Genomic DNA, 12,223 nt, shown 5'->3' with positions numbered 1-12,223 from the left:
TCAGTCTCCGTTGAGGTATGAGAGGGCGACGGATTCCGAGGATTCAATGGCAACTTCAACCGCTCGTTTTGCCCGCTCCAGAAGCTTCTTAGCCTTGGCGCGGGCAGCCTTAGCGGTTTTTGCCAATTCTTCCAATTTGGCTTGGTCTGCTTCTGGAATTAGTGGCACGAAAAATTTGCCAACATCTTTAGGGTAAAGATGAAGCTGACCAGTTGCCCCGGTGATAAATCGTTCAATCTGGAGCTGTCCGGCAATTGAGCGTAGGTAAAAGTGCAAATAGTAGGGGTTAAGACGGTTCTGTCGAATGACAGTTACTTCACTTACCGTACCAAAAGTGCCAGGTTTGTCGAAGACTTGCACCTTGCCGATCGAACCAAATCCGATTGAAGAAATCAATACATCGCCACGATGCAACTTGAATATCGGGCTGTCGGAAGCTGCACGAAGAAATTTCCCGTCATCCTCCAAATCTTTCAAATCGCCAGAGCGTATTATGGGGACTGGCCCGTCTTCCGAGTATGGGATTGTTATTCCCTTCGTGATTTTTCCAATTTGTTCAAGAGTTTGAAGTTCAAATTTTGCTGAAAGTGAGTCACGCAACGATTGGTATTTCGGTTGAAAATATTCTGCATCCAGCCGTTTTGCAGCGAAAGCATCGGAGGCACGGCGAGTATAGGTCAACGGCTCAGGTGGTTGCCAACTATCGAGATTGAGAGCATGGAGCAGGGTTTGTTCGGACTGGGTAGCTAATCTGTTCGCCTCATCTTGTAGCTGCTCGCTTTTCAGGAATGCTTGCTTAACCGATTTCTGGAAGTCTTCGGAGAAAACCGGCAAACGCAACTCTTTGATAATCTCTGTTGAAATGGTTGGTTGCGCTACCACCTTGATAGCACCTTCCATTTGAAGCCTGCCAAAGCGAGTATTGAAGAACACTGTAGCAAAGAAGGGATCGACAGCACCTTGCTTCAGAGAGGCGACAATCACGTTCGGACTGATTGTTACCTCTGCTTGAATCACGACTCCGCAACCCACATCACCGACACGGGCAAAGGCAATATCTCCCCGTTTGAAGGTTTTCAGTCCCTGTTGGGCTATGAAGCCGGGGGAAAGGTAAACTATTTCCGCTGCATCAGACCGTAACCCTCGGAGATTGAACGGACGTAGCATTGGAACACCAGACTCAACATAATTAGTATCCAATACGTTCGAGCCAAACGGCCCACATACAATCCGTTTGCAGTAATCACCGAGTTTCGGCCATGTTGCCGATAACTTCCTAACAGCAAGTTGCTCTTTTGTGAAATAGGAACTATCAATCCTTCCAGTTCGTTCGCTTTTCAGAACTTCCGACAACCGAATTACACTTACTTCCAGCCCCTCCAACAACGCCCGGTAACGAGCCTCATCAAAGGGGCTTAGAGAAAAAAACTGAGCTTCTCCTTCTTGGCAAACTCGACGAACGCTTCGGTTACCCCATCCTGTGTCAGTCCGTCATGGTTGAATAGATCGTGCTGAATGACCCAATGCCCGTGCGTGTCACGGAGTAGCTTGCCATCCTTCACGGCAATGATCTTATCACCACTGGTATCCTTTGACTCCAACTTTTGCGTGGCAAAGAAAATGTTGTAATCCTCTACCTTGGGGCAAAGCGGCCCTGCCTTGGGGTCATCGTTCCACTTCTGGACAAAAAGCACACTGGTCTTAGTGCCGGTGTGGGGCTTGAAGGTGTTGGGATGCAGGCCGACCACCGCCAATATGCGGCCTCGCTCCGCTATGAATTCCCTTACTCTCTGATCGCTGGAATTGTTGAAACGCCCCTGGGGAAGAACTATCGCCATCCGGCCACCGGGCTTGAGAAAATCAAGATTCCGCTCGATAAAGAGGAGGTCGCGCCCCACCTTATTTTCCAGCTTGCCGTTGGTCTTGTGGGCCAGCTCGTAGGGGGCCAGCATATCGGTCTGCTTGATGTCTCCGGCAAAGGGTGGGTTTGCCATGAGCACATCGAAACCAAACCCGCGATAGCTTCCCTTTTCAGCCAGCAATTTCCGGAGCTTCTTCCACCCATCTCCATAGGTGTCACGCCAATCGTCTTGTTTTGCAGTTTCGTCCCACTTGGTCCAGTCCAAGGTATTCAGGTGTAGCACGTTGGTCTGGCCATCACCGGCGATCAGGTTCAGGCAGCGGGCGACCCGGACGCTCTTTTCGTCGAAGTCGATGGCAAAAACCTTGTCCCGTACGTACTCCTTGCAGCGTTGCGGTTTATCCTCCATGGTGAAGAGGTGGGAAGCGGTCAGTCCCTCGTCTTCCAATATCTGCTTCCAGACATGGAAAATGGCATGCACTGTAAACCCAGCACTGCCACAGGCGGTATCGATGACGGTTTCCCCTTCTGTGGGGTTCATCATCTTAACGCACATATCAATAACCCAGCGAGGGGTGAAGTACTGCCCTTTCTCCCCTTTGGATGACTTGTTGACCAGGTACTCGAAGGCCTCATCCACCACGTCCAGGTTGGAGTTGAACAGCTTCCACTCTTCCAGGGAACCTACACAGACCTGTAAGTGGTCGGGGTTGAGCTTGATCTTTTCGTCCGGGGAGAATACTCCTTCCCACTCGGCCTTTGCGTCATCAAACAGGTTTTGGATGTTGACTTTGAGTTGGGCAGCGGTATTGCTATTGCGGAAGCGGAGGTATTTTTGCCCTTTACGCCCTTGATAACAGGCAATCTCGTCGTAGAGCTTGGCAAAAATCAGCTTAAATACCTCTTCAAAGACATCCACCCCGGCGTTGGCTAGTACCTCGTCCTCCATATCCTCAATCAACTGCCGCAGATTGCGGGCCTTTTGCCCCAGAGCCTCGCGTTTATGCTCCTCATCGATGAGGTTCTGAATGGTCCAAGGCTGTCCAGCGATATCGTCGATAGTCTGGGTGGCAGTGGGAAGGTCGGGAATTTCGATGAAATAATTGGGGTTTTTACGATGCCAAATGGTGGCTTGGTTGCCATTGCTCCAGAGCGCCAACGGTGCACCAGTGGCATGGGTGTAAGATTTGAGCTGTTCCTTGCCCCCCTTCAAATCCCCTTGTTTTACTTCAATAATGAGGAACGGAACTGTCGGGCGGTCGGCATCGAAAACCACGATATCAGCCCGTTTAGATGAGTCGCGGCCGAAAGTGATCGGATATTCTACGGTGAGACTGGAAAGGGGATACTTGTACTCGTTGAGCAAGCGTTGAATCCAGAGTTGGCGGATGATCTCTTCCGGCTTGGCTTGAATTTCCTTGTTCCGCACTTGACAGGTGAGATAAGGCTTCCCGTTCTTTTCGGTCAAGGTTGATTCAATGGCAGCGATTGATGTTGAATCAAAAAGCGCAAGGGATGCCGAACTCTTGGAGCTACCGAGAATATCAGTGAAATTCATTTGCGGTCCTTTGTCTGTGATTGAGAAATATTACGGGAGAAAATTTTCTCTGCTTTGTTCGATTGCTATTACCTGCCGACACTTCGGATAGGTCGAACAAGCCCAGAAGAATTTCCCCGCATGAGATCCGTTCTTGGCCTGGCGCTTAACCAAGAGAGGCGGGAGGGTCAGGCTTTGCATCTTGTGATTTGCGCAAGAATCGCCCCCTTCCTCCTCAGCAAGAGACGGGGATAGGCGCCGTAAGACATGACAGCTCCAAAGGGCGCTGCAAAATGAAAAGGGCTGACAAAAAAGTCAGCCCTTCCGATTTTCTTTGGAGCGGGAAACGGGATTCGAACCCGCGACCTTCAGCTTGGGAAGCTGACAATTTGATGTTTCAGCGTCTTTCAAAAAGCTTCTGCCTTTATCATTACCCAACTCTATACTATTGACATATTTCATGTTTTACCCTATTTTCTGTTTCCAGATGTTTCAGTCTGCCTCCCCGCTTGCCAACCGTAAAACGGATGCAAAACGGATGCAAAGGGGTCAAGCGACACTCAAAACGGATGCAAAACGGATGCAAAAAAATGGGGAAAACGATGAAACAATTTACCGACCGTTACCTCACCTCTCTCAAACCTCAAGATAAAAAATATGTCGTAAGAGAGGGCCGAGGATTCGCGATCCAGGTGCTGCCTTCAGGAACAAAGACATTTATGTATATCTTTGAACTGAACAAGCAGAAGGGTTACCTACTGCTCGGCAATTATCCCGCCATGTCCTTGGGTGATGCCCGGATAGCTTACAACGACGCATATAAACTCGTCAAGAACGGCATCGATCCACGCGAGGAAAAAAGAACAGCTATCGAGGAACAATCTCGATTGGCAAAAGAGGCTAGACTTCAAGCTGAAGCTGCAGCCCTTGCTGCTGAGAAATTGGAAAAAGATTCCTTTGATTCCCTGATAGAGAATGAACTCCCCGAAGGATACACCCCGATAACCGTAGAGCAGCTCGCTGCGGTATGGTACGTCAAATACTCTAAGGAGAATCATTCAGTTCGATGGCGAGAAACTATCCTTAGCGCTATCAAGACCCACATCATTCCCGGTATCGGCAAAATGGAAATTTCCTCTGTCAGACACAAGCATGCTGTTTCTCTCATCGAGCAAATTGCATCTAAGGTCCCGGGATCGGCTCGTAACGTGATGAAATTTGGCAGACAAATGTTCAAATATGCCTGTCGGCAAGAGTGGGCGGAGATTCAGCCGTTCCAGGAGATCACAGCATCTGTCCCTAAGATTGCCCCCAAAACTGACGACCGGCATCTTGATGACGACGAAATCGTGAAGGCGTGGGAAGAAATCAGCAAGGGACCAAGCTCTACCGAGGTCAAGCGTGCGCTTAAATTGATTCTGGTAACCGCTCAGCGCCCCGGAGAAGTTGCACAAATTCACCGTGATCAGATCAAGGACAGATGGTGGACTATTCCTGCAGAGGTTGCTGGCAAAAATGAGCGTGAGCACAGAGTCTACTTGACTGACACTGCTCTGGAACTGATCGGACAAGGTAAAGGGTACATCTTCTCATCTGGCCGAGGGAAAAGAGGCCATATTTCCGAGAACACTCTTTCACAAGCCATAAATCGAGGTTATTTGGACGAAGATGTCGTGAAAGTTGTTGGGAACAGAAAAATCAAAGCGCGCAAAGAACCTTACTTCGGGATGAAGCCGTGGTCGCCGCATGATCTTCGCCGAACCGCACGCACGAATATGGCACGAGTTGGCATTACAGACGAGGTTGGCGAAGAAGTCATAAATCACATCAAGCCAGGCATAGTCGGCGTTTACAATAAATATCGCTATGACAATGAGAAAAAGGACGCCCTTTTGAAGTGGGAAGCCTTGTTACTGGACATTCTGTCGCCCAAATCGCAGGATAGTAATGCAGATGGAGAATAGCTCCATCGTGCTTTTGCTTGATCATTCGAAGCAGATCTGAATATTTCACCTTGAGAATCTCTATCAACATAGAGTAACTTTGTCCCCTCTCCCCTCCCCCGAACCGGGGGAGGGGTTTCAATCATTTTCTGGCAAACGGAGCAATAATGACTAAGGCAGATATTGTTGAAAGAGTTTCCGACCGGTGTGGAATTTCGAAGAAAGATTCCATTGAAATGGTCGAGTTGGTTTTCAGCATTCTGAAGAACACCCTTGAGATCGGAGAGGATATAAAGATATCCGGCTTCGGAAAATTTGAAATTAAAAATAAGCACGCCCGCAAAGGCAGGAATCCTCAAACAGGTGATGCCATTACCATTGAGGCCAGAAGAATTCTAACGTTCAAACCGAGCACCATTCTGAAAAACAACATAAACTCTTAATAGCACCATCACGCCCCAAGTCGTCCAAAGCTTACAACTGCCCCACTCACACCTGCCCCCCCTATAGATTATAGTCGTAGGGGGAATCATGCGCTTCGCCACTCTAGTTTTCCTACTTTGCATATCTGTCGGTTCATCAAATCCGGCATCCGCCTTCTGTTTTGAAGAAGCCGGTAACAGGTACGGAATCTCGCCTCAACTCCTCTATGCAATCTCCAAGGGGGAAAGCAGCTTCAATCCTCTCGCAATCAACTACAACACAAACGACACGTACGATTACGGCCTCATGCAGATCAACTCCTCATGGGAACCGGCGCTTCGCAAACTCGGCATCTCCTGGAGCTACCTTGCCGATCCATGCACCAATGTCATGGTCGGGGCCTGGGTTCTTTCCCAATGCATTCAGGACTACGGATACACCTGGCCGGCTGTCGGCTGCTACAACTCCCGCACACCGTCCAAACGTGATCGGTACGCCGCCAGAGTAGCCCGTATTGTCAAACACGAACTATCCCGTCCGCAATCAGTTCAGGTGGCTTCAGCAATCAACGTTGCCACTCCTTGGGAAGAAGCTTTTGGCCGTGAACACCGCTGAGATTATCTCTGAAAGTGGTTTGACCGAAGCTGACGCGCTGGATGCGATTGAGGTAGCCGTTGCCAGAACACTGACTCATGCACTCAAGATAAATGTCACTGTCAGGATCAAGGATCAAATGCAAATTCTCGTTTATGCGCCTGGCGGTGCGCCGACAGCACTTTCTTTCACCGACATAGATAGAAAATTGAGACGGCATGTGCAACATCAGGTCGAACTGGAACTGCAAATGCGGAAAACCTTGAATGAAGCAGGAAAGTTGAAGGAGCTGAGAGGCTATACGGCTCCGGGCGAGATTACTCGTATTGCCGAGGATGGTTCACTGATCGTCACCCTGGAAATTGCAGACTATTATCGGCGCTTGATTCTTTCCGGAATCTGTCCTCTACGGTTTCAACCCATTCACGAGCGTGGCAGCTATCTCTTAGGAACCGTGAAGGAGTTCCATGTAACCAGCGTTGTTCCGGTAATGATTGACCATAGGTCGTCCAGGGTACGGGTGCAGCTAAGCCGCAGCTCGAAGCAATTGCCGCAATTGCTCCTGAGGGAGCGCAGCCGCATTTACGGGATTGTATGCCTGAAACGTATCCCCGGGGCCTTCAGTTCAATCGTGACACCGACAAGAATACCAAAGGACATCATCAACTCCGTAGGGAAGGAACTGCAAGAGCACCTGTATGTCTCTGTTCAAAAAACGAATCATTAATCCGTCCGGTGACATGACAGACATCGGCAGCGGCGTGAACCTGGACCGACGCACAAAGATCGTTCCTATCGCCATCCCCGATGCAGACAGGAAACGGCACACTTTTGTCTTTGGAACCACCGGGGTCGGCAAAACCCGTCTGTGTGAAAATCTGATCGAACAGGACATCCGCAAGGGGTATTCGGTGGTCTATTTTGATCCCAAGGGTGACCAGCAGATCTTCACCAAGATTTATGAAGTGGCCAGAGATAGTGATCGCCTTGAAGAACTGATGCTCGTCACCCCCATTTTCCCGGAATACTCAGCTGTGGTTGATCCCATGGCCTTCTATTTCATGCCGGATGAACTGGTCGGACATATCGTTTCAGGCATCATGGGTGGACGCGAACCGTTTTACCGGAACATCGCCAAGGAGATCACCACTGCCGTAATCTCCGCCTACATTATCCAGTCGAAACGACACGGCAACCTGCCAATCCTGAATATCGATGAAATACGGAAGCGCATACGCCGGGAGTCACTCGATTCAACCATGAAATCGCTACGTAGCATCGGCAGTGCCGAAGCTGACCTGACAGCAGGCATGATCGAGGACATCCTGAAATCCCCTATGGAATATTACGCCAAGGTCTCGTCGACGCTACGCACCGCCTTGATGGAACTATCTTCGGGCAATATCGGCAAGATCATCGGCCAGGCCGACTCAAACCGTTTCATAAAGAATCTTGAGTCCGGCAAACCGGTCATCCTTGTGGTCCATACCGGCGCCATGATCACCCGCGAGGCCTCTGCCACCCTCGGCAAAGTACTTCTATCCATGATTCAATCCTTTGTGGGACGGGTGTACCTCTCCAACCGCCAAAAGGTCAATCCTCCGCTCTCCATCTTCATCGATGAGGCGCAGAGCCTGCTTTACCAGGGTGTGGAGGAGCTGTTCGCCAAAGCAGGGTCCGCTGATGTCATGGTGACCGCTTTCGCTCAATCGGTGAACCAGGTCTATGCCGTCATCGGCGAAGAGTTCGGCAAGAGTATCCTCGACAACACCAACACCAAGATTTTCATGCGCTGCTCCGATGCCGAGACAAGCGATTACGTGGTCAAGCATTTTGGCGTACAGAATGTGCTGACCGGGATATTCGGCTCGAATCAGGTTACGACCCGTGAGGTCGAACAGGACATTCTGCGGGTTCAGGATGTCTTGAGTCTGAAGCCGCGGGAATTTTACATGATGACCTACTCGGGACGCTTCAAGGGGACCACTAATGACGCCCATGAACCCAAGATGAAGATCATCTTTCCGGAAGCGCCGGCGGTTATCACCTCGAAGCTGTCTCAATCTAAGCCTGCAACGCCGTCCTCGCCATGAATACGACGCTGTTAGGAATATCGGCCACTGTAGGAATCGGCTTTGCCATTTATGGGTCAAGGAAATGGCTGCCGAAGGAAACTCCTGCACTACAGGAGGAGAAACAGTTTGAGGTGGCCAAGCTGGCCGAGCTGAGCCACCTCTGGAAAGACCGTGAGGTACAAATAAAAGACGCAGCAAATCTCTGGAGGGAACAGTCTCAGGAGAACAACTCTGCTACGCCTCGCCCATCATTTACCCATACAGAAATCGAGCGGTTTTTCAGCGAAATGATCGAACACCGCTCATCAATCAATGGAATCCGCAGAGACCTGATAATCTGGCTGCTCAAGCTGCTCGATAAGGAGGGTGACTGCCCATCCGTTGTCAGAAAACACAAAGACGAAGCTGAACGGATCTATTCGGAGGATTCGTATGCCATGCTTGAGGCAGTTCCGCTTTACCGCCATACGCTGACAGTAGCCCGCAACTTCATTGCCAAGGCTGACCAGGAGGCGTTGCTGGCGGATATTATCCTCATTGCCCTGGCCCATGACATCGGCAAGATCCCCTCGTATCACGACGGCATGTACAGTAGCGGCGACCATCCTATTATTGCCGGGCTCATCCTGAATGGAATTCCGGAATTCGTTTCCCTCCCTAATAAGGAAGATATTCTTCGTGCCGTGACCGGCCACCATCTGATGAAGAGCGACAACATCCTGACGGATGGCCTCAAACAGAGCGATCATGAGGCTCGCCAGTCCGAACTGTCAGCACTTTATTTGAAGATGCGGGAGCAAAAGAACAGCCGCACTGAAAGCAACGTTGACACGCAGTTCGCCGCAGAAGAAATAGAACCCACGTCAGCCAGACCAGTAACAACAGAACTACCATCGGCAGAACGGGCAGACCCGCTCGGATTTGCTCCCGCCAAAGAGAAGTACACACCACAACTGATAAATATCCCGGAATGCATTGTTCCGGATGCAGTAATTGAGTCGCTGAAAAACAGGATAAATCTGGTTGAATCCACCCCGAAAGGTGATCAGTGGTCTGTTGTTTCCATGCCCAACGGAGTGATCTATGTCAACCCCGATGCGCTCTGGGAAGCCATCAAGGAAGTAAGTAACTATGATCCATTGGTTTATGCCTCGGAAGGCTTCGAGGCGGAGAAACGGAATCTGATGCACTCCGTTGTTACAGAGTTGGCCAGAACCAAGCAGGCCCTGGCAACCGAATACGTTGCTGACGGTTACTACACATCTAAGGTTTCCATCATTACCGGTGGGGGCAAGCGCCTTTCCCATATTCTGATCCCCCTCACTGCTCAGTCCTTCGGCGTAACTGCGTCGGAACTGGAAGAACAGAAATCCGCGCAACTGAAGCGAATGGTGAAAGATATCAAGCATAAGAACAAGGAGGTGGAACAATGCGTTGGCCGTTGATGGCTGCGGCGATGCTCTCGCTGTCCGTATCCGCCTCTGCAAGCTACTACACCGATTCGGCCACTGGATGGTGGTGGTACCAGAAGGAACCGGAGAAGCAGGCCGAGAAGCCGGTCAAAAAGAAGAAACCGACCAAGCACACTCCGTCCCTCAAGGACTACACCTTTGAGCAGATCTGGGAGATGCACCCCGACCAGTTCCAGGAGTTCGCCGAGGCGCTAAAGAAGAAGGCGGTCCAGAAGCCGAGTGAAGAGAATGTGAAGGAGTATTTCGAGGTCCAGGAGATCGCCCGCAAGAAGGCGCTCGCCTTTTCCAACGTGGCCCAGTTCGTCTGGCAGAAATACCCGGAACTGACCACGAAGAAGGATTACCCGATCACCACCCCCGGCAACCTGGCGAGGATCGCCCAGATCAACGAGGAGCGGCAGCGTGTGCTGAGGGACAACCGGGACGACTTCGCCCTGATTTACTTCCAGCGCTCCGACTGCAGTTACTGCGACGAGCAGTCACGCATTCTGGACTGGTTCACCAACGAGACCGGCTGGACCGTGAAGCGGGTCAACATCAGTGAGAGTCCGGGACTTGCCGCCAAATTCAGCGTGGAGATCACCCCGACGCTGATCCTGATCCAGAAAGGGAATCAAGATTACCTGCCGGTCTCGGCCGGGGTCATCTCATCCGACGAGATCGAGGACAAGGCGTACCGGGCCGTGCGTCTTCTGAAGGGGGACATCTCTCCAGAGGAGTATTCGCTCTACGAATTCCAGAAGGGAGGCGGCTTTGACGTCAAGAAGCGCCGTCTTCAGGAGCAGCCATGAGATCACGGTCGGTCAGCGACAGAGAAGAGGTGTCCGTATGAGACGAACCGTATATACCAGAACCACCGCCGCCTGCCTGGCGGCAGCGATAGCCCTGAACCCTGTCCTGTCATGGTCCGGCTGGGTCGATGACTGGGTGCAGCAGAAGAGTTCCACCTCGCCCAGCTACTACGAAGGATCGAAGCGTGGCTACTACACCGGTGGGAGCTTTTCGGCCAGGTGGGCAAACACCGATGACCATCTGTTCACCGCCTCGCTCCCGAAACTGAAGTCCGGTTGCGGGGGTATCGATATGTTCCTTGGCGGTTTCTCGTTCCTGAACGTGGATTACCTGGTGCAGAAGCTTCAGAACATCCTGTCGGCAGCTCCTGCAGCGGCCTTCGACATCGCCCTGAAGACCCTTGCCCCCCAGGTGGCCGACACCATCAAGACCCTTGAAGCAATCACCGACCGGCTGAACTCGCTCCAGTTGAATGACTGCAAGGCGGCTAAGGCGCTGGTGGCCACCGCAGCCAGTCCGTTTTCGTCGGTAATGTCGGACAGCCTGAAGGCGGAGATGAAAACAGCCCAGACCGATTTCATGGTGTCGAGCGGCGCCAAGGATCTCTACCAGGATGTCAGCAAGCTGTTCGAGAGCGAGCAGAAGACCAATGCCGGCAACAAGCCGGGAGTCCCCGGCACCACCCAGACCTCGGCCACCAGCGCCACCGCCGGTTGCCCGACCGAAGTACTGCAAGTATTCGGGGACGGGTCGGTGCTGGAGAATCTTGCCGGCAAAAAAGGGATGAGCAGCGATTACGTCAAGCTGGTGCGCGGCTTCATCGGTGATGTGGTAATCCAGAACCCGGCAACGACCGGTACCACCTACCAGGCCCAGTACATCCCCCCGTGCGACAAGAACAACAGTTTCGACTCCTTCATCAGCGGCTCCGCCCAAGGACGTGATACCGCCGGGGCCTGTGCCGACATCACCGATGCCAACAAGAACCTGATGGTCTATGTGGCCGGCAAGATGCAGTCCATCGCCGGGAAGATCAAATCGAAGACAGCACTCACCGCCGATGAGGAAGCGTTCCTCAAGAGCACGCCACTGTCGGTCGGGCTGATTCTCAAGAATGCCACGGCCACCAACACCGAGGGCGAGGTCATCGGAAAGCTGGCTGAACTGACTGCCCGAGCTTACGGATACTACATGCTGCTTGATCTGTTCGGGAGGGCGGTGCAGCTCCAGGAGATGGCCCGGAACATCATGTCAACCCAGAAGGGGAACAAAGCGGGGGCATCTCCGGAAACCTGCCAACTGGCGTTACTCGGTGAGGGGATGCAGCACATCCAGACACTGGAGGAGAAGACGCTACAATTGCTCACCGTGGCCCAGCAGAGTTATGCCAACGCGGCATCGGAGATCAATGCGGTGGAGATGATCGTCCAGAACATGAAGAAGTTCGACGACACAGTGTTTTCGGAATTATCTGACCGTTTCGGTAAGGGGATCGCCCTGCGGGCGACCGGCAGAATCTAACCACA

Annotated in this window: 10 protein-coding genes; 8 read left to right on the top strand and 2 right to left on the bottom strand. The window is 51.8% G+C overall.

Annotation, left to right across the window (positions count from 1 at the left end):
• Entirely contained in the window at positions 1–1,167 is a 1,167-nt protein-coding gene (locus QMN23_RS08515; RefSeq protein WP_282003402.1) for a restriction endonuclease subunit S, read from the bottom strand.
• A 248-nt stretch (positions 1,168–1,415) separates the two neighbouring features.
• Positions 1,416–3,419 carry an N-6 DNA methylase gene (locus QMN23_RS08510; protein WP_282003401.1) on the bottom strand — a complete coding sequence of 668 codons (2,004 nt, stop codon included), beginning with the start codon at positions 3,417–3,419 and terminating at the stop codon, positions 1,416–1,418.
• A 569-nt stretch (positions 3,420–3,988) separates the two neighbouring features.
• Between QMN23_RS08510 and QMN23_RS08505 the strand changes: the two genes are divergently transcribed.
• From QMN23_RS08505 to QMN23_RS08470, 8 genes are all read left to right on the top strand, one after another.
• The gene (locus QMN23_RS08505; protein ID WP_282003399.1) at positions 3,989–5,362 is read left to right on the top strand and encodes a tyrosine-type recombinase/integrase; all 1,374 of its coding nucleotides are present in this window, start codon (positions 3,989–3,991) and stop codon (positions 5,360–5,362) included.
• 146 nt (positions 5,363–5,508) lie between these two features.
• Positions 5,509–5,784, top strand: coding sequence for an integration host factor subunit alpha (locus QMN23_RS08500; protein ID WP_010942767.1), 276 nt, complete (start codon positions 5,509–5,511; stop codon positions 5,782–5,784).
• An 88-nt stretch (positions 5,785–5,872) separates the two neighbouring features.
• Positions 5,873–6,379 (top strand): lytic transglycosylase domain-containing protein, encoded by a 507-nt coding sequence (locus QMN23_RS08495; RefSeq protein ID WP_282003396.1) that lies wholly within the window; start codon positions 5,873–5,875, stop codon positions 6,377–6,379.
• Complete coding sequence (locus QMN23_RS08490; protein WP_282003394.1) at positions 6,366–7,085, top strand: hypothetical protein; 720 nt, start codon at positions 6,366–6,368, stop codon at positions 7,083–7,085. The genes QMN23_RS08495 and QMN23_RS08490 overlap by 14 nt, the downstream gene beginning before the upstream one ends.
• The gene (locus QMN23_RS08485) at positions 7,057–8,451 is read left to right on the top strand and encodes a type IV secretory system conjugative DNA transfer family protein (RefSeq protein WP_282003393.1); all 1,395 of its coding nucleotides are present in this window, start codon (positions 7,057–7,059) and stop codon (positions 8,449–8,451) included. The genes QMN23_RS08490 and QMN23_RS08485 overlap by 29 nt, the downstream gene beginning before the upstream one ends.
• Positions 8,448–9,878, top strand: a complete 1,431-nt coding sequence (locus QMN23_RS08480) for an HD domain-containing protein (RefSeq protein WP_282003391.1) — start codon at positions 8,448–8,450, stop codon at positions 9,876–9,878. Before QMN23_RS08485 ends, QMN23_RS08480 begins: the two co-directional genes overlap by 4 nt.
• Positions 9,863–10,696, top strand: coding sequence for a conjugal transfer protein TraF (locus QMN23_RS08475; RefSeq protein ID WP_282003389.1), 834 nt, complete (start codon positions 9,863–9,865; stop codon positions 10,694–10,696). The genes QMN23_RS08480 and QMN23_RS08475 overlap by 16 nt, the downstream gene beginning before the upstream one ends.
• A gap of 37 nt (positions 10,697–10,733) precedes the next feature.
• Positions 10,734–12,218, top strand: coding sequence for a conjugal transfer protein TraH (locus tag QMN23_RS08470; protein ID WP_282003388.1), 1,485 nt, complete (start codon positions 10,734–10,736; stop codon positions 12,216–12,218).
• Positions 12,219–12,223 lie beyond the last annotated feature (5 nt).

Source organism: Geotalea uraniireducens (assembly GCF_027943965.1).
Lineage (GTDB): Bacteria > Desulfobacterota > Desulfuromonadia > Geobacterales > Geobacteraceae > Geobacter > Geobacter uraniireducens.
The sequence above is the reverse complement of the archived record's forward strand: the minus strand, read 5'-3'. Positions and strand labels throughout refer to the sequence as shown.

Coding starts and splice junctions, on each gene's coding strand:
- QMN23_RS08480 (WP_282003391.1), top strand. CDS start 8,448: ATGAATACGACGCTGTTAGGAATATCGGCCACTGTAGGAATCGGCTTT.
- QMN23_RS08505 (WP_282003399.1), top strand. CDS start 3,989: ATGGGGAAAACGATGAAACAATTTACCGACCGTTACCTCACCTCTCTC.
- QMN23_RS08485 (WP_282003393.1), top strand. CDS start 7,057: ATGTCTCTGTTCAAAAAACGAATCATTAATCCGTCCGGTGACATGACA.
- QMN23_RS08510 (WP_282003401.1), bottom strand. CDS start 3,419: ATGAATTTCACTGATATTCTCGGTAGCTCCAAGAGTTCGGCATCCCTT.
- QMN23_RS08475 (WP_282003389.1), top strand. CDS start 9,863: ATGCGTTGGCCGTTGATGGCTGCGGCGATGCTCTCGCTGTCCGTATCC.
- QMN23_RS08515 (WP_282003402.1), bottom strand. CDS start 1,167: ATGCTACGTCCGTTCAATCTCCGAGGGTTACGGTCTGATGCAGCGGAA.
- QMN23_RS08500 (WP_010942767.1), top strand. CDS start 5,509: ATGACTAAGGCAGATATTGTTGAAAGAGTTTCCGACCGGTGTGGAATT.
- QMN23_RS08470 (WP_282003388.1), top strand. CDS start 10,734: ATGAGACGAACCGTATATACCAGAACCACCGCCGCCTGCCTGGCGGCA.
- QMN23_RS08495 (WP_282003396.1), top strand. CDS start 5,873: ATGCGCTTCGCCACTCTAGTTTTCCTACTTTGCATATCTGTCGGTTCA.